The sequence below is a fragment of the Novosphingobium sp. NPDC080210 genome, assembly GCF_050281025.1.
Lineage (GTDB): Bacteria > Pseudomonadota > Alphaproteobacteria > Sphingomonadales > Sphingomonadaceae > Novosphingobium.
In genome coordinates, this window is the sequence record NZ_JBNNWL010000002.1 from 331,649 (window position 1) to 348,052 (window position 16,404).

A 16,404-nucleotide genomic window follows, 5' to 3' on the forward strand; every position below is an offset into this window, starting at 1 on the left:
TCAGTTAGAATGCAAGCCTAGATATTCATGCGAACGAGGCCCGGCAGCGCCCGGAAGTTGGCTAGGTTGTTGTGCGCGCGGCAGCCGTTGGGACCATCCTTGGTATAGTCGCACTGGCTCAGCGCCCCGGCGTAGCCGCAGCCAAACCCCTTGTAGCGCCAGGCGCATTGATCCTGGCGTTGGGTGTGCTTGGGGAAGTTGATGGTCAGCGGGTTCTCTGCGCCCAGCTGGAGCGTGACCACGTAGCCGCGGATCGAGGAGGAGGTGACCTGGAACTTCTCGATCATTTCGGCCGGGCGGTCGAGGCTCTCGGCGTTGACCACCTTCATGGTGACGTTGGAGAACACCCCGCCGGCATAGTCCTCCAGCTTCTTGTGGATGATCTGGGTCTGGTCGTTGGCGGTCAGCGTGACGCTCGGAGCCTCGCCGTTGCGCTGCTCGATCTTGAAGTCGAAGTTCGCCTTCTGGTAAACATTGCCCTCGAACAGGATGTCCTCGGTGTTGTTCACCACGTAGATCGTCTCGACCACCGTGCGGTCGTTGGGGTTGACGATCTGGATCTCCAGCAAGGCAACCCAGACCGCGCTCGACGAGAGCTTGTTCTTGTCGATCACGTCGCCGACATTGAGGTTCTTGGCCATTAGACTTCCTTGAGCTTGATCTTGAGGCCCCACACCTTGGTCTGGCCGTAGCCGGTGTAATCCGGCTTGAAGTCATCGAAGCGGACAGTGCGGGTGGTGCCGGTCATGTAGTCGGGATAGAGGAACTCGGTGTCGTTCTGGTGCTGCAGCCAGAAGGCTTCGAGCACCAGGTAGTCGGCGTGCGACAGACCGATGTAGCCGGTCTCGATCATCCGCGGCGGGGTGCGCGTGAACTTGCGGCGACGGAACTCGTAGCCGCCGTCGGCCGGCGCCTTGAGGACGTTGTCCTCCCAGTCGATCTTGTAGAGCGAGGGGCTTTCACCACGGGTGAGGCCGTTGCCCTTGGTCGGGAAGGTCTGCATTACGACTTCATCATCCTCTGGAGGTTGTCACGCAGCGGCCCCTGCTTGTTCATCGCCTCGACCACGACATCGACGATCATGCTCTTGCCGTCCATGCGCGGTTCGCCCTGTTCGGCGGTGACAGCGGTGCCGCTGTTGTTGATGATATTCACGCTCACGTTCGGGGCCTGACCGGCGCCCGAGAGAGCGTTGGCGTAGAAGCGCTGGTGGTCCTTGGTCAGAACCGCTTCGCCTTCCTGGCCGATCAGCGGGACTTCGCCCGGCTTGAGCGCAGGCATGCCGATCCAGCCGCCGGTGTGCATCTTGGGCGGGGTTTCGCCGGAAGTGCCGGCGGTGTCGCTCGAACCGCCGCCAGAGCCGCCGCTTGAGGCACTGCCGCCCATCCCCTTGCCGAAGTCGGACAGGCCGCCCTTCAGGTAGTCGCCCAGGCTCGCGCCGTTGGTCATGCCCAGCGCGGACATGATCGCATAGGCGATCAGCGCCTTGATGATGACCTTGACCAGCGCCTTGATGATTTCCTTGGCGAAGTCGGCGAAGCTCGCCTTGCCTTCAGCCAGGTTGTTGACGAAGTTCTCGATCGCGCCGGCCATCGCCGCGTCCATGTTCTCGCCCAGCTTATACCACTGGCGGAACATCTTCATCATCGAGCCTTCCTGCTCGCGGTCCAGTTTCTGGCGCATCGCAGAGACGGCAGCGGCGTAGCGCTGCTCGGCGATGATCTTTTGGTCGGCCGAAAGACGCGACCAGTCGATCGAGTCCCGCATACGCTGGATGTCGCGCTGGAAGTTGGCTTCGCGCGCCTCGTCCTCGTCCATGAGCGAGATCATCGTCTCCTCGGTCATGTCCTGCCAGTCCTGCATGACCTGGGCGGCGTCGGCCTGCGCCGTGCTCGCCTTGATCTGCTCGATCATTCCGTTGAGCTTTTCGAGCTTGGCCGGGTCTTTGGTGTTTTTCAGTTCATCGGCATACTGCGTGTCGATCTGGGTGTTGCGCACGTCCTTGTTGAAGGTGCCGTTCTTGAGCGAGGTCCACAGGCGGTCGGCCGCAGTCTTCGCGGCATCGGCATCCTTGGCCATGCGGTCGAACGCCCGCTTGAAGTCGAGCTCCCCGGCCAGTCGGTCGATCTCCTTGAAGCTCTCGCCGAGCGCTTCAATCTGATCCTTTGACATGTTCGCATACTTGTCGGTGTTCTTCAGCTGCGCCTGGAACTTGGCAAAGGCGCCATTGCCGTCGGCAAGCTCATCCTGCATCTGCGCGATGGTGCCGATGTTGGCCTCGATCGCGCTTTCAAAGCGGCGGGTCGCCTTGTCGGCTTCGCTCAGCTTTTCCTTGGCGTCCTTGGCAGCCTTGCCGCCCTTGCCCGTCGCATCAGCCCCGCCGAGCGCTGCGGTGCGCAGCTTGTCGGTCGATTGGCTCAGGTCGGTCGTGGCCCCGGTCGCGTCGCGGAGCGACTGGGCATAGGCATTCAGACCAACCTGGTTGAGGCCGGTTTCTCCGTTCGCCAGGTTCTGCGCTGTTTCGACCATCGCCTTGTCGTAAGCGCTGCGCTTGGACGAATACTTCTTGCTGAGCCGGTCGGACTCCTTGTGGAATGCGGGCGTGCCTTCGCCAAAGCGCTTCTTGGCGTTGTTGAGTTCGGCCTGATACTGACCGCCCAACTGCTCAAAGTAGACGCCCCGGCGTGCGAGCGTCCCTTGCGCATGATCACGACCGGTCTGGGCCGAGATAATTTCCTTGCCGAAGTTGATCTGGCGGCTGTTAGCGTCGCGCTTGGCTCGCTGGTCGGCCAGATACTGATCGAGGTTCATCCCGGAACCCTTGTAGTTCCGGTAGTAGTTCGAGTTTTTGTTCGGGCTGCCGAGCAAGCCCAGCGGACCACCCTTTTGGAAGCTCTCGGCCTCCTTGATGTTCTTGTCGAGGATCTCGCCGTTGCGCTGGAGGTTCTTCATGTCCTCCACGTTGGCGATACCCTGGGCAAGACGTGCCGCTGCTGCCGCAGCGCGGTCGGCCGCGGACTCGAACACGCCGGCCTGGTAGGCGGCGGTGCCCAGCGCGATGATCAGCATGCCGATCGGGCCGAGTGCAAAGTTGACGGCGATCCCGAGGCCGCGGACAGCCATGGCGGCCATGTTGGCAGCAACAGTCTTGACCCGCAGTGCGGTGGAGCCCGCTGCGGTGAGAATGTTCATGCGCCCCTGAGCGGCGCTCTGTGCGGCAGTGGCAGCCGTGAGGCCGCGTTCTGCGTTGACCGCCGCCTGGGTGGCAGTGCGCTGCTGTGCGCGCAGCCGGATAAGGCTGGCGCCGCTGCGGTTGACAGCCTGCTGGGCCGCATCGACGTTGCGCAGCGACTGGGTCGTGTCACGCCCCATCGCCACGTTTGCCTGATGCAGGGTCTTGGCAGTGTTCAGCTGGCGGATTTCAGCGTTGCGCTGATTGGTGATCAGCTGGATCTGCTGCCCGATGATCGCTGCCTTGGCGCGCTGAGCATTCGCCTCCTGCCCGAGCGCCGCGATGGTCTGGTTGCTCTGGGTGATGATCCGCTGGTTGCTGGCGATGCGCAGCTGCTGGATGCTCTGGACGCGGTTGAGTGCGGTCGCATAGTTCTGCGATGCCGCGGTTACGCCTTGCAGCGCCGGATGGACCTGGGTGATGCTCGAACCAAGCGCCCGCATCGACATGACGCCTTCGGCGCCGAGCCGCAGGAACCACCCAGCAATCTGGGTGGCCTTGACCGCAGCAAAGCCGACCACCAGCGCAGTGATCGCTGCCCCGATTTCGGTGCGCCAGCGCACGATGAACTGGGCCGTCGAGACCAGCCCCTTGAGAACCGAATTGACCCCTTCGCCAAGCGAGCGCATCGCTTCACGCGCCTCGTTGGTGCGCATGGCTTCGTTGACCTGACGCAGGGCATCGACCACGCCCGCGAACAGCCCGGCCTTGGGGGTAATGGCTTCCTGGTATTCCTGCGCACTGATCTTGCCCTGCTCAAAAGCAACGCGGGCTTCTTCAACCTGCCGTTGAAACTCCGGGGTGTTTCCGTCGGCCAGTTGGGTGAAGTAGGTCGAAAGCTCGGTGACGTTGGTCTTGAAAGTCGCCAGCTGGCCATTGAGCGTGTTGGCCATGCGGCTGCCTGCACCGGCATACATGAGCTCGAATTCACGGAACATCAGTTCCAGCGCGGGCTTGGCCTGCACCTTGCCATCCGAAACGACCTTGGTGAAGTCCTTCATCGACATGCCCATAGCGCGGGCCATATCGGCCATTGCGGTCGGCACAGCTTCACCCAACTGCTGGCGCAGTTCTTCCATCGAGATCACGCCCTTGCCGGCCATCTGCTGGATGGCGATCGAGGCGCGGTGGAAGGTTTCGTTGCTGCCGCCGAAGAACGAGACAGCGTTGGTCAGCCCCTGCAGCGAGCCCTTCATCGGGTCGATGCCGGCGCTCTTGAGCTTGACGAAGGCGTCGGTCAGCGAGTTGACGGCAATGCCGTTGCTGCGCGCCATCTGGAACAGGTCTTCGAGGTTCTTCTTGGCCTCAGCCGCCTTACCGACCTGCGTCGTAGCAGTGGACAGGCCCTTCATCAGCACGGTCAGGCGTTCGACCTCGGCCGACTGCTTGACCAGCCCCGCGACCCAGCCGACCAGCGCGTTCTGGACGTTGAGAATGGCAAAGTGAATGTTGCCCAGGATCAGGACATAATCGCGCAGCTTCTGGCGCGGGGTATTGAGGTGGCTGCCGAGGCGGCCAAACGCCTGCCCCATCGCATCGACACCCTTGCTCGCCTGGCTGACATCGCCGCCAAACTTGCGCATTTGACCGCCGGCAGCATTGAGGCGGCCAGAGTAGGCTCCCGTGTCGAGATCGAGAACAATTTGAAGCCTACGCTGTGCCACTTATTCCACCTTGGTCCGTATGTGTTTTATTGACTATGCACCCTTTGCGAACTTCTGCTGAAGTTCGAGGAACTTGGCCTCATCGAACTTCTTTTCGATCAGCACCGGCGTTTCGATCTCGCGCTGGAGCTCATCGTGCAGCTTGGTCGCCGCTTCTCCGCTCGCCGCCGCACTGGTGATGCGGAGTGAGCGGATGTCTGCTTCGGCGCGGAGACGGTTGACCTGGCGGTTGAGAGACCAGAACGTCTTGATGGGTAGCGAGAGAACGTCCCAATACCCTTGCCCATACTCGCGCATCACCCGCGCGATGTAGAAGGCCAAGTCGATCCCGATTAGCTCTCCGTCGGCTCCACGCTGGCTTCGTTTCCCGCTTCTTCGGCGGTCTCTTCGACCACGTCATCGGCGGATTCGGAATTCATCTTCGCGGTGATCTCGTTGAGGAACGCGAAAATGCGGAACAGCTTCGGCGTCGGCAGGCCATTCACGTCGAGCGTCGGGAAGAACTCCTTCACGCTGTCGCGGATCAGCTCGACTGCATCGACGAATTCTGCCTCGTCGGCACCGCCGGCATCGACACGCTTCTCGTGTTCGCGCTGGCGCTTCTGCTGCTGGATGAACATTTCGACGGTGAGCAGCCGCATCGGGTGCTTGACGCCATCGTGGACGATTTCGATCCCGGTTTCCGAAAGATCCAGATCGTCGAGGTTGAGAATTTTTGGGTTGCCCATGTTTTGCCTTGGATTGTCAGGAGAGAAGGGTGGGGGAGCCGAAGCTCCCCCAGGTCACTTAGACGGCGGTGGTAGCCGGGTCGCCGAGGACGAACAGGTCGCCGTTGGTCAGGTCGGTGTAGCCTTCGAACTCCAGCATGTAGACGCGCTGGTCGTCGTGCTTGAAAGCGAAGGACATGTCGCCCTTGGACATTGCCAGGGGAATGACCAGATCCTTGCTCTTGTCGGCAGTGGCAACAGCCGAAGGGTGCAGGATCAGGATGCCAGCCAGAGCGCGCAGAGAGGTGCCCACGGCGGAATCCACCACGAGCTTCTTGGCGCCGCCAGCACCGGTGACGAGGGTCGAGCCGGGGAACACGGCAGCGAACTTGGTGAGGTCGCGTTCGGCCATCGGCACCTTGACCTTGATCGAACGGCCTTTGATGTATTGGTCGATGACGGAATCGCCAAACTGGTCAGCATTGACGTTGGCTACTTCGGTCGCGAACTCGACTTCGACACCGCCCTTGGTCAGGCCAAGATCAGTGCCTTTGAACGAGACATTGCACGCGCCCATTTCAAGGGTCGAAAAGTCGGTCGGCATTCTACAACTCCTAGGAATTCAGCTTCGGGGGCCATAATACCATAGATGCGTGTCAGTTGCCACAATCTTTCGTGATCACTTGACCCCGAAGCCGACGCGGACGCGGAAGGCAGTTTCGAGCGTGTCAGCGTCCCCGCGCGGGTAAGAAACCGGCAGGCTGGTAGGGCGCATCCAGGCCGCCTGGATGTCGGCGTTCTCCCAGTTGGTCTTGGTCAGCGCAGCCAGCAGCGCTTCGGCGCGGGCATAGCCAGCCCCGACATTGGGGTCGCGAACGATGACCGAGACCTCGATCGAATAGAAGTCCTTCATGCCATCGTCGATCTCGGCACCGAGCAGCGGGTCGCGCAGCATCACGCCCTGGACCACGTCGGCCGGGATGGTGCCGATGAACAGGTCTTGGCCGATCGTGGCAATGCCGGCCGCCTGAATGATCTCGGCCATGGCAAGCAGGTGTTTCATCGCATCAGTCCTTCCAGCAGTTCGTCGAGCAGCGGCTCGAAATCATCCTCGTGTTCCTCCAGCGCGGTTTCGAGCCAGCCGGGACCGGCCTTGGGGCCCTTGGCAATCGTTGCCGGGCCGCGCTCGTAGCTGCCGTCGTGAATCCACATGGCGTAGAGATCGACGTTCACGTCGCCGACCATTCCGCCCACTTCGATGCGGGCCTCGATCCGGCGGTTGGCACCGGGCACTTCGACCAGGCGGTGCGAGCGTTCGAGCTCGTGCAGCGGCATGCTGCCGCGGGTGCGCCCCTTGTAGTCCACCGGCGAATAGTCGATCGCGGTCTGCAAGGTGGCCTTCGACACCCGGCGCATGTGCCTGAGCGCACGCTTGCCGGTCAGCTTGCCCTCGCGGACCATGGTGAAGCTGAGGCTGTCGGCGCTGTCTCCGCGCCAGGTCAGTTGGGCCATCAGCTGCTCTCGTCGATCTTGCCGTGGATCTCGATGTGGTCGAGCGTGCCGCGGGTGTTGATCCGGGGATGCCGGCCGGTCACCTCGATGCGCTCGCCCAGCAATTCGAGCACGTCGCCGACCGCGATTGCGGTCGTCGCCGGGACCAGGATCACGGCTTGGGCCGTGGTTTCCTCTGCGGCGCCGCGTGAGGCCGAACTGTCGGCGCGCACCGTCGAGGGCACCACGTCGGTGGTCAGACGCACCACAGCGCAGCGCAGCGGGGCGGGAGCGCCGTAGCTGGGCTGGCCGAAGATGTCGCGGGTCGCACCCTTGCGGATCAGCTGGGCAGTAATGTTGGGCCGGAACATCAGGCGTCCTCTGGAATGGTCAGGACCGCATCAGATCCCGGATGGAAGATTTCGTCGCGCACGTCGTAGTAGAGCGGATCATCGCCCTCGCCGTCGATCGAGACCAGTGTGCCGGCCCACTTGTAGCTCGGCTCAGGATGGGTCACTTCGAGCGTCGTCACCCCGTATTCCGCCATGATGTCGAGGTAGACCTCGTTGTAGACGTTGAGCAGGTGCTGGCGGTAAAGGTCGCGGACGTGCTTGGTCGCCTTGTAATTGCGGCCCAGCCGATCGACGTAGCGGAAGGTCGGTGCGGTGCGGTCGTCGATCAGCACGGCAGCGACTGCGCTCATGATGGTGTGGCGACCGGAGCGCACCTTCATGTCCACCCGCTGGGCGAGGGTCGAGAGGTGTTTGGCTACAGCCACCACGTCGCGTTCCGCTTGGGCAGCCAGCAACTGCGCGGTGAAGCGGGACGCGCGGTAAATGAAATCTGCAAAGCGGTCAGCGATGGTCCCCTGCGGTAGCCCCAGATCGCTCATAGCGGTCTCGTGAGCGCGTCGGGCGACCGTAAGGGTGTCGTCGTTCAGATATGCTTGCTCAAGCCCCAGATACTCGCGGGCGCGGTCGCGAACCACGCGCTCGATGTCGTTGCGGACTTCTTCGCTGGTCGGGTCACGCCGGTTGCTCTGCTCGGCCTGCGCTCGCAGGAAGTCGAGAAAGGCGGCGTAACGACCCTGGGCCAGGCTTGCCATCTGCGAGAGGTCTTCTCCGATCAACGGGAGACCCCGACGCTGATGCTGATGTAGGGACGCAGGATCGCATAGGCCCGGCGGCCGATGGGCAGGTCGAGCAGCGGCTTCGACTGGAAGAAGGTCGAGCTTTCGCCGATCGTCTCCGAGACCACCCCGTCGCGGCGCTTGTCGCCTACGATGTCCCCGCCGAGGATGGTGTCGGCCTCGACCAGCTGGGCGCGCTTGAGCGCCTGGACGAACGAGGCGGGCAGGGCGGCAAAGCTGGTGGCGTTGAGCGTCGAGAGTTGCAGGCGGCGGCGCATGTCGAACACGGTGTCGCTGCCAGTGCCGTAGCCGGCATAGTCGCTCGGTAGACGGGCCGCGTCATGCGGGACCGAATAGACGAGCCGCGCCAGGTTGGCGTGGGCGTTGATCAAAGCGTTGATGCGCTGCTGGTGATTGGTCGCGCCGTCCCAGCCGCCCATGTCAGGACCAAAGCTCTCGCGCACGGCAAGGGCTTCGGCATAGCTCATCACCGAGTTGGTGAAGGGCAGGAGCGGGGTTGCCGAGACCAGCACGAAATACTCGCGCAGTTCGATCGGCCCATCGGGGGTGGTGATGGTGACCACGATCTCGCGGCCCGCGCTGGGGACGCCTGCAGCGAGGACCAGGCTGGTGCCGGCCACCGTGAAGGTGACGCTGCTCGCGGCAATGTCGGCCGGAGCCACGCTGCCAGTGATGAGCGAAGCGCCAGCCTCGTCGTAGATCGCCCAGCTGGCTGCGGTAACTGTATAGGCCGCACCCGCCGGGTCGAGGGTCGAGATTACGAAGCGGGCACTCTGCCCGGCGGTGCGGTTGCTTTCCATGTTACTCGGTCACCAGCTTGGTCTGCGCCTTGAGGATGTTCTCGATCAGGTCACCGATCGCCCGGCCCTTGACGCTGAGCGGCTTGGCGATCTCGCGCAGCTTCTCGATGCCGTCGTTCGCGCCCATGGCTTCGAGTTCCTGGCGCGAATAGATCACGATCTCGTCGATGGCGGCGGCAGCCTTGGCTTCGGCTTCAGCAAGCGCGGCGGCATCGGCTTCCTTGCGGGCCTTCTCGTCTTCGAGCAGCTTTTCGCGGGTCACCGCTTCCTCGCGCTCGACTTCATCGAGGCGCTTGGGTTCAGGAACCACGACGGCTTCGACGTTCTGGGCGGCCTGGGCATTGACGGCGGGCCCGACCTGCAGGCCGGTCTCGATGTCGATGATGCGCAGGTTGGCGCCGATGCGGGCGACCTGGCGGCGATCGAGGTCATCGACCGACACACCGTCCTTGAACACCGCGCGGAAGCCGAGGCTCCCCGTGAACGTCTCCCAGCCGGGAGTCATGATACGAACTTTCATGCAATCATTCCTTCAAAAGAAAGGGCGCCGAGGAGGCTTCCCCGGCGCCCTCCCAGGGCAAGAATTGGTATGTGCGTGTCATTAGACACGCACATACATTAGACGTTGGTGATGCCCTTCAGGCGAGCCAGCGACTTCGTGCTCTTGAGAGCCGTGCCGCAATACCACTTCATGCGGTAGCGTTCGGCGTCCTTGTTCTGCAGGGTGCCGATGGTCTGGACGCGGATACCCGCGGTCGGGCCACCGAAGATCCCGTGCATACCGTCGGCTTCGTTGAAGCGGACAGCGTAGATCGAGCAGGTGTTGGCAGCGCCAACAGTGCCGTGATCTTCCTGCGGCAGGAAGTCGTTGATGATGATCGGGGTGCGGCGGTAGGCCGGAACCACGATACCCGAACCCGGCAGCGTGACGTGATCCGGGGTGGTGCCACCCAGGTTACGCAGCATCGACAGGATCGCGTCGTGAGTGCCACCACGCATGACCAGCGCGTCAGCGCCGAGCGGGACAGCGCGCAGCAGCTGGTCCAGCTTTTCGAAGGTCAGTGCTTCGCCTTCGCCAGCAGCGTTGATCGTCTGCGAGGCGTCGCACAGCTGGGCGATACCGTCGAACGACTTCGGGTCGGTGCCCGAGTTGCCAGTGGCCAGCGTGCGCTGGAACTTGCGGCGCATACCCTTGGCCTTCGCAGCGATCTGGATCGCGGTCTGGTTGTTGGTGTCGCCCATGGTTTCGTCGAGGAAGTTGTCCACGTCAACGTCACCAGCCAGGATGCGCAGCTTTGCGACGACTTCGTCGAAAGTGGCGCCGCCTTCCGGCACGACGTCGTAGGGATCGAGGAATTCAGCCTCGCTCAGCGAATTTTCACGGTTGTAGACATATGCCTTACCGACGATGCGCTTGAACGGCATCAGGGCAAACATGGCATCCTGGTCGATGATTTCCTCGATCACGCCCTGCTCAAGGACGTTGTTCGAGAGCTTCTCAGCTTCCACGCGAAGCAAGGGCATTGAGGACTCCTAAAATCTCGGTTGGTGTTTTGTGGGCACCATCATAGCAAAGTCCGACTGCATGTGCAACAACACACATGCAGTCGGGGCAAATTACTTCCGCAGCTGGGCCACGGCGTTTGCTAGACGGCTGATACGGTCGCTCGAAGCCTTGGCTTGCGGGTTACCGGCATCTTCGCTCTTGGACCCGGCGCCAGGCTTGACCTTGGACTTGGCGAGGGTCTCGTGATCCGGGTCTTTCTCGAAGACTTTCTGGATCGCGGTGTCGAACGGCAGGGGCACACCCTTGGCGTCCATGATCTTCGCTCGCTTGGAGCTACCCGCCGGGGCATCGTAAACCACGACGACGCCGTCCTCGACCTCGACGAAGTCGCCGAACAGGCGCTCTGCCTTGGCGGCGGTCAGCACGGTCTCGTCAGCGAAGAACTTCGAGGCGGCGAACGCCGACTTGCGGGTGGTCGAGCTCAGGCGATCCTTGATCGCTTCGGCTTCGGCACGGGCCGCGTCGCGCTGCTCCTCGATTTCCTTCAGCTTGCGCTCGAAGTCCTCGTTCTGCAGTTCGCGCAGGCGCTCGAAGTTGCCTTCAGCTTCGGCCTGCTTGCGCTCGGCTTCACGCTTTGCTTCCTCAGCTTCGGCGACCTTCTTGGCGTTTTCCTTGGCGACCTCGGGGTCGATGCCCTTGAAGCGGGCGGCCTGCTTCTTGGCCTCATCGGCTTCCTTGCGGGCTTCTTCGGCTTCCTTGCGCAGCTGTTCAAGCTCGGCGGCCACATTGGCATCGCCAGCGGCGTCAGCTGCAGCCTTCTTCTTGGCGTCTTCAGCTTCCTTGGCCTTGCGCGCTTCCTCAGCGGCAGCAGCTTCGGCAGCCTTGCGGGCTTCTTCAGCAGCCGCGGCCTCGGCGGCCTGGCGTTCTTCGTCGGTCATGAAAAATCTTGTCCTGAATTGTATTACCGGAAGTGCGTAAGATAACACACATGCAGGACGTTCCGCAACCCTCTGAAACGGCAAAGCCGGCTCACTTGGCCGGCTTTACCTCTTTCTGCTTGTCGGCGGCCTTGACCGAGCCCTTGTTGTTCTCGCCCTGGCTGTTCTTCTTGCCGGGGACGCGGCCCGTGGTGGGTAGCTCGCCGCCCTGGGGCAGCTGGTTCAGGGCCATCGCCGGATCGAGTTCGAGCCAGTCGTCGTCGATCTCCTTCTCGATCGCCTTCATGTCGGCCTCGGGCGACTGCGGGAACATCTTGGTGGCGAGACGCTTCATCTGCATCCGGCGCAGCTTCTTCGGGGCGTTCATCACCGACATGCGCTGGGCGTTGTCCATTTCGTCGGCGAGGTTGCGCACGTCGAAGGTGGAGGGATAGGTGACGTAGTCCTCGATCTCTTCGAGCTCCTTGAGCTCCGAGCGCCAGGCGAAGACCAGACGGATGAGGTTCTTTTCGATGTTCTGGAGCGAGCGCGCCTTGGCAGCAAGCATCGCGTTGAGCTTTTCGAAGTCGTAAGCCTTGGCGACACCCGACGAGTTGTCGATGCCTGCAGCGTTGTCTTCCTTGGTCCGCTCGCCGGCCATGCCGATCGAGTGGTAGATTTCGCCCACGATCTTGGTCACGGCCTTCATGATGATGTCGGCCTGCTTGACGTCGGGCGAAATAAAGGTCGGGGCAGAGCCGCCTTCCGCGTTGTAGGCGAACACCCGCTTGGTCCCCATCTTGACCATCTGATCGACCTGTTCGAGGTCGTCGAAGTCCGGGTCATAGGAACTGTTCTCGGCCGACTGCATCAGCCCCTGGAACGGGATCGCCAGCTGGCTGAAGGTCTGGTCCTGGATGATCACGTCGAGGTTCGACAGGTAATTGGCCACGGCGCGGTCGAGGTAGGCGACGTCCTCGATCAGGCCCGCCGACGAGTAGAGATCATCGGTGGTGATGTGGTCAGCCGGGAAGACCGGGACCAGGCCGAGGTTGTGCTCGCGCACGCTGTCAGGCGCGAGCGAGATCCGGCGTTCGCCGTCGGTCGTGTCCTCGCGCATCACTACCGTGAATTCCTTGGTCCAGATGCGATACTGGTGCTCGATCTTCCCGTCGCTCTGCAGCGGGGAGCCGGCCTCACGGGAAAACTCACCGTAGAGAATCCAGTCGAGCTCGCCGTCCTCGTCATACTCGAAGTCGTAGACCTGGGTCGGCTTGAGGAAGTAGGCGTAGGTGCGCCCCTTCGACTTCTTGAGATCGGCCTTGGTCCGCACCTCGGCGGGGACGTTGTTGTCCACGACCACCCACAGTCGCCCGAAGGTCGAGGTGCCGGTGGAAATGTTCATCATCAGGTCTTCGATCGGCCGCTTGAGCAGCGTCGCCGACTTCCAGAAATCCTTGACCGGCGATGGCGGCTCGGCGCTGCGCTCGATCGAACCCTTGAAGACATACTTGTTGACCAGGCTGATCACTTCGCGGCTGTGCGGGAAGCGGTAGGCCCGCTTCTTGCGCTCGGCGAACTCGGCTTTGCCTTCCTTGTGGTAGGAGAACAGGTTGTCCTCGATCCACTTGCGGCCGCCCCGGTAGCTGAGGTCGAGGAACGTCCAGTGCGCGACGTTATCCGCAAAGTCGGGATGACGACGTGCGACCAGCTTGAGCAGCTGTTCGTTACCGGCGCTTTGGAGGTCTTGAAGGGTGATAGCCATGAGGGGTCCGATTATAGCCTGAATGCGTGCGTGTTGTCCACCATGCGTTTAGCCCAAGTCAACGCCGACGATCTTCTTGAAGCGCTGACCGAACAGGTAGTGGATCGGATAGCCGAGTGCGTCGGCCATGTGTTCCTTGCCCTGGCTCTTGTCCACGGTCGGGGTGCCCGGCTTGTAGATCGTCTGCTCCAGGCTCTCGATCGTCTGCAGGCAGGTCCGGTTGACGCGGATCTTCACCGTGCCGTCGGCGGCCTTGAACATCGAGTTCACGACAGCGACGCGGTCGGCGACCAGCGGGTGCTTTTTCTTGTAGATCAGCCGCCGGTAGCCCTTCTGGCGGAACACATCGAGGTCGCTCTCGCCGCGCGAGGAGTTGCGGTTGGCGCCGGCAGGGTCAGGGTAGATCGTGATCAGCGACTTGTGGCGGAAGTAGCGGCGGTCGATTTCCTCGCAGGTCTCCAGCGCGTTCGAGGAGGGCAGGCAGATTTCATCGACCACCCAGACTTCGCCGTTGGGCTGCTGCTGCATGATCACGCTCGACATCGGATCGACGTTGAAGTCCTGGCCGATGATGATCGGCAGCCGCGGATTGAACGGGTAATTGCCGACGTGCTCGTTGCGGTCGAAGGCGTAGTAGACGCGCCCGGCCATGGACTCGAAGCTCGCCTCGAACTCCTGGCGGAAGGTCTTGGGATCAAGGTTCTCGCGGGCGTGGGCGATTTCCGACGGCGGGAAGAACGGCGACATGATCGTCGGGAACTGCCACGACCACCACTGCCCGCTCTTGCGGTTCTTGCGCAGCTGGCCCTTGCGGTAGACCTCGTAGAAGTGATTGAAGCTCTTGGGCGTGCCGATGATCAGCGCGCGGCCCTTGGTGGTGGTGAGCGTCGGGTAGATGACCTTCTCCCACACGTCGGGGCGAAAGTCCTGGAACTCGTCGAGGATCGCGAAATACAGCGCACGGCCACGCAGGGTGTCTGGCCGGTCGGCGCCCTTCAGCTGGATCACCGTGCCGTTGATCAGGCGCACTTCGAGGCGCGTCTCGTGGGTTCGCGCGACCCACGCCTTGGGGATCGCGTCGATCAGCTCGTCCCACATAATTTCGCGGGCCATGCTGAAGGTCGGGGCGACATACCAGATCATCCGCTTGCCGCGGCCACGGCATGCCTTGATGATCTCGACCTTGGACAGGTGGGTGTTGTGAGTAACCACGCCATTGGCGATGAAGGTGTGGTTCCCTTCGACTTCAATGTCGTATGTGCGAGCCTGATTACCAGGCACAACTTCAGTCACGACTTCCCAGAAGACGTCGCCGTCGAGCAGCGGATCGAAATAGCCATCCACCCATTTGCGCATCGCAAGGTAACGCTTGACCGACATGCGCGCCGTGGACTGTTTTCGCCAGCTGTTCAGCTGCAGACGCAATTCTTCCGGCATACCGCGTTCATGAGTGGCATTGTAGCCGCCAAACTTGCCAAGATGACGCCGGTCGAATGGCAGCAACTTTGCCACGAATTCATCGTAGCTGATCGGCAGATATTCGTTGGAGTTGCCGCGAGACGCCGCAGCCTTTTCCAGCGCCGCTGATACAGCAGCCTCCTTGCCGAGAGCCCCAATGTTGCGAGCAAAAGCGACAATTGAGCGAGGGCTGCTTGTGGCCCAAGTCCAACTCTGGAACGGCTGACCATCGCGACCATGATCCGCGTGAACCTTATGGTAGATCGAACCATGAATTCCAAACTTGCTGAGCAGGTCAGCAATCTGCCGAACCATTGCCTCGTTAGAGAGGCCAATCTGAAGCGATCCGTTGCGAGTGATACAGCCGTCAGTAGCGAACCAAAGATTGAGAAATGACGCCAGTTGGGCTCTGTTCAGCCGGAATACGAACTCTGGGATGATCTTGGTCTTACTGTCCCGGCTCCACAGGTCGAGCCTGCGCAGGTATTCACGCACGGGACTGGGCATCCGGCTGGCATTCCCAATCTTACGAATGCGCCAGTCGTAGCCAGTGTGCTTGACCATCTCGCAGCCAAACCCCGCAACAGCGGCATGCATGCGTTTGATCACGGCCTCTGTCCCGTTAGAGAACCTTTCATCGCGCCCCTCCGCGAGCCACATCGCGAGGAAGTCCAGTTCATGCTGCGGCACAACCAGATCCCCAAAAGGTTGGGTGCGAGGCACGCCGATTAGGTCACCTGGCTTGATCTGGTCGGCATTGATGAAGCGGTTATTGACGAGGTGTGGGTGATGCGGGGTCGAGGCAATTTTGCGAGCGGCTGTCCTAACCACAGTCGTTTCGCGCACGCCATTACACTCAGCCGCTACCACCGAACGAGGTTCTATGGCGTAGGTGTCTGGATTGACAGACAACACCAAATCACCTGGCACAAGGGCTTCGATTGGCTTGCGCGAACCGTCGGCCATCATGACGGGGGTGCCCTCGACAATACACTTGCCGAAGCGTCGCCCGGCGACGAGCACGCGGAAACGCGCGGTGGAGCGCGAGACCTCTGCCTGGGCCGCGTGCAGCTTCAGGTTGATCTGGGGAGTGGGGAAGTAGGCCACGGGTTACTCGTCGCCATCCTCGTCGCTGGCGAGCGAGTAATCGTCGTATTGCTCGTCGTCGTCGTTCTGGCCTTCGAGGTAGTTGTCCTCGTTGGCCTGGCGGATCGCTTCGAGCTCCTCGGGGGTATACTCGCCGACGTTGAGGTCGGGCAGGCTTTCCTCGCCTTCCAGCACCTTTTCGATTTCGAGGATCGTCCAGTTCTCGCGCCGGGCCCGCTCGACCACCTTCGAGGCGTTGTTGAGCACCTTGATCTCGCCGTCGTAGGCCCGCAGCGTTCCGTCGCGATCGCCGTCGATGACCCGTTTCATGACCATCTGGGTGATGACGTCGTTGAACTTGGAGAAGCGCTCGACCTGCTGGCGAGCCTTGGCCACGTCTTCCTCGCGCTGCTTGCGAGCCTGGTCTTCCTCGTTGACGATGTTTTCGGTGAGCTCCGAGACACGCCGAATGCCCCGCTCCCGCAGCCCCTTGGAAATGGCTTGGTGCGTCACGCCGTATTCCTCGGCGAGCTCAACCATGTTCTTCTCGCCGCTCTGGTAAGCAACCACGACGTTCGCCCAGTCAGTGGGCGAGAGCTTGGGCTTGTTAGCCATGGGCTGAACTCC

The 16,404-nt window shown here is 62.0% G+C and carries 17 protein-coding genes; all 17 read right to left on the reverse strand.

What is annotated here, in order from left to right; all coding sequences use genetic code 11:
* Window positions 1-17: 17 nt before the first annotated feature.
* Entirely contained in the window at window positions 18-641 is a 624-nt protein-coding gene (locus tag ACQKOE_RS07710; protein ID WP_427512270.1) for a hypothetical protein, read from the reverse strand.
* The gene (locus ACQKOE_RS07715) at window positions 641-1,003 is read right to left on the reverse strand and encodes a hypothetical protein (RefSeq protein WP_427512271.1); all 363 of its coding nucleotides are present in this window, start codon (window positions 1,001-1,003) and stop codon (window positions 641-643) included. Before ACQKOE_RS07715 ends, ACQKOE_RS07710 begins: the two co-directional genes overlap by 1 nt.
* Window positions 1,003-4,896 (reverse strand): tape measure protein, encoded by a 3,894-nt coding sequence (locus ACQKOE_RS07720; RefSeq protein ID WP_427512272.1) that lies wholly within the window; start codon window positions 4,894-4,896, stop codon window positions 1,003-1,005. The genes ACQKOE_RS07715 and ACQKOE_RS07720 overlap by 1 nt, the downstream gene beginning before the upstream one ends.
* A 33-nt stretch (window positions 4,897-4,929) precedes the next feature.
* Window positions 4,930-5,217 carry a hypothetical protein gene (locus ACQKOE_RS07725; protein ID WP_427512273.1) on the reverse strand — a complete coding sequence of 96 codons (288 nt, stop codon included), beginning with the start codon at window positions 5,215-5,217 and terminating at the stop codon, window positions 4,930-4,932.
* A gap of 11 nt (window positions 5,218-5,228) precedes the next feature.
* Complete coding sequence (locus ACQKOE_RS07730; RefSeq protein WP_427512274.1) at window positions 5,229-5,624, reverse strand: hypothetical protein; 396 nt, start codon at window positions 5,622-5,624, stop codon at window positions 5,229-5,231.
* Between the two features lie 58 nt (window positions 5,625-5,682).
* Window positions 5,683-6,207 carry a hypothetical protein gene (locus ACQKOE_RS07735; protein ID WP_427512275.1) on the reverse strand — a complete coding sequence of 175 codons (525 nt, stop codon included), beginning with the start codon at window positions 6,205-6,207 and terminating at the stop codon, window positions 5,683-5,685.
* Between the two features lie 75 nt (window positions 6,208-6,282).
* The gene (locus ACQKOE_RS07740) at window positions 6,283-6,666 is read right to left on the reverse strand and encodes a phage tail terminator protein (RefSeq protein ID WP_427512276.1); all 384 of its coding nucleotides are present in this window, start codon (window positions 6,664-6,666) and stop codon (window positions 6,283-6,285) included.
* Entirely contained in the window at window positions 6,663-7,115 is a 453-nt protein-coding gene (locus ACQKOE_RS07745; RefSeq protein WP_427512277.1) for a hypothetical protein, read from the reverse strand. The genes ACQKOE_RS07740 and ACQKOE_RS07745 overlap by 4 nt, the downstream gene beginning before the upstream one ends.
* On the reverse strand, window positions 7,115-7,465 hold the full coding sequence (locus ACQKOE_RS07750; protein ID WP_427512278.1) for a hypothetical protein: 351 nt from the start codon (window positions 7,463-7,465) through the stop codon (window positions 7,115-7,117). Before ACQKOE_RS07750 ends, ACQKOE_RS07745 begins: the two co-directional genes overlap by 1 nt.
* Window positions 7,465-8,223, reverse strand: coding sequence for a hypothetical protein (locus ACQKOE_RS07755; RefSeq protein WP_427512279.1), 759 nt, complete (start codon window positions 8,221-8,223; stop codon window positions 7,465-7,467). The genes ACQKOE_RS07750 and ACQKOE_RS07755 overlap by 1 nt, the downstream gene beginning before the upstream one ends.
* Entirely contained in the window at window positions 8,220-9,044 is an 825-nt protein-coding gene (locus tag ACQKOE_RS07760; protein ID WP_427512280.1) for a hypothetical protein, read from the reverse strand. The genes ACQKOE_RS07755 and ACQKOE_RS07760 overlap by 4 nt, the downstream gene beginning before the upstream one ends.
* A 1-nt stretch (window position 9,045) precedes the next feature.
* On the reverse strand, window positions 9,046-9,564 hold the full coding sequence (locus ACQKOE_RS07765; protein WP_427512281.1) for a hypothetical protein: 519 nt from the start codon (window positions 9,562-9,564) through the stop codon (window positions 9,046-9,048).
* Window positions 9,565-9,662: 98 nt separating this feature from the next.
* Entirely contained in the window at window positions 9,663-10,568 is a 906-nt protein-coding gene (locus tag ACQKOE_RS07770; RefSeq protein WP_427512282.1) for a major capsid protein, read from the reverse strand.
* 93 nt (window positions 10,569-10,661) lie between these two features.
* Window positions 10,662-11,489 carry a DUF6651 domain-containing protein gene (locus ACQKOE_RS07775; RefSeq protein ID WP_427512283.1) on the reverse strand — a complete coding sequence of 276 codons (828 nt, stop codon included), beginning with the start codon at window positions 11,487-11,489 and terminating at the stop codon, window positions 10,662-10,664.
* Window positions 11,490-11,580: 91 nt separating this feature from the next.
* Window positions 11,581-13,233: a hypothetical protein gene (locus ACQKOE_RS07780; RefSeq protein ID WP_427512284.1), complete on the reverse strand. Its 1,653-nt coding sequence runs from the start codon at window positions 13,231-13,233 to the stop codon at window positions 11,581-11,583.
* Window positions 13,234-13,281: 48 nt separating this feature from the next.
* Window positions 13,282-15,798 carry an LAGLIDADG family homing endonuclease gene (locus tag ACQKOE_RS07785; protein ID WP_427512285.1) on the reverse strand — a complete coding sequence of 839 codons (2,517 nt, stop codon included), beginning with the start codon at window positions 15,796-15,798 and terminating at the stop codon, window positions 13,282-13,284.
* 3 nt (window positions 15,799-15,801) lie between these two features.
* Complete coding sequence (locus ACQKOE_RS07790) at window positions 15,802-16,392, reverse strand: hypothetical protein (RefSeq protein ID WP_427512286.1); 591 nt, start codon at window positions 16,390-16,392, stop codon at window positions 15,802-15,804.
* Window positions 16,393-16,404: the final 12 nt, after the last annotated feature.

Bases quoted from the DNA above. Each gene is read 5' to 3' on its own strand.
- ACQKOE_RS07710 (WP_427512270.1), bottom strand. From the start codon at position 641: ATGGCCAAGAACCTCAATGTCGGCGACGTGATCGACAAGAACAAGCTC.
- ACQKOE_RS07715 (WP_427512271.1), bottom strand. From the start codon at position 1,003: ATGCAGACCTTCCCGACCAAGGGCAACGGCCTCACCCGTGGTGAAAGC.
- ACQKOE_RS07730 (WP_427512274.1), bottom strand. From the start codon at position 5,624: ATGGGCAACCCAAAAATTCTCAACCTCGACGATCTGGATCTTTCGGAA.
- ACQKOE_RS07735 (WP_427512275.1), bottom strand. From the start codon at position 6,207: ATGCCGACCGACTTTTCGACCCTTGAAATGGGCGCGTGCAATGTCTCG.
- ACQKOE_RS07740 (WP_427512276.1), bottom strand. From the start codon at position 6,666: ATGAAACACCTGCTTGCCATGGCCGAGATCATTCAGGCGGCCGGCATT.
- ACQKOE_RS07745 (WP_427512277.1), bottom strand. From the start codon at position 7,115: ATGGCCCAACTGACCTGGCGCGGAGACAGCGCCGACAGCCTCAGCTTC.
- ACQKOE_RS07750 (WP_427512278.1), bottom strand. From the start codon at position 7,465: ATGTTCCGGCCCAACATTACTGCCCAGCTGATCCGCAAGGGTGCGACC.
- ACQKOE_RS07760 (WP_427512280.1), bottom strand. From the start codon at position 9,044: ATGGAAAGCAACCGCACCGCCGGGCAGAGTGCCCGCTTCGTAATCTCG.
- ACQKOE_RS07765 (WP_427512281.1), bottom strand. From the start codon at position 9,564: ATGAAAGTTCGTATCATGACTCCCGGCTGGGAGACGTTCACGGGGAGC.
- ACQKOE_RS07770 (WP_427512282.1), bottom strand. From the start codon at position 10,568: ATGCCCTTGCTTCGCGTGGAAGCTGAGAAGCTCTCGAACAACGTCCTT.
- ACQKOE_RS07775 (WP_427512283.1), bottom strand. From the start codon at position 11,489: ATGACCGACGAAGAACGCCAGGCCGCCGAGGCCGCGGCTGCTGAAGAA.
- ACQKOE_RS07780 (WP_427512284.1), bottom strand. From the start codon at position 13,233: ATGGCTATCACCCTTCAAGACCTCCAAAGCGCCGGTAACGAACAGCTG.
- ACQKOE_RS07790 (WP_427512286.1), bottom strand. From the start codon at position 16,392: ATGGCTAACAAGCCCAAGCTCTCGCCCACTGACTGGGCGAACGTCGTG.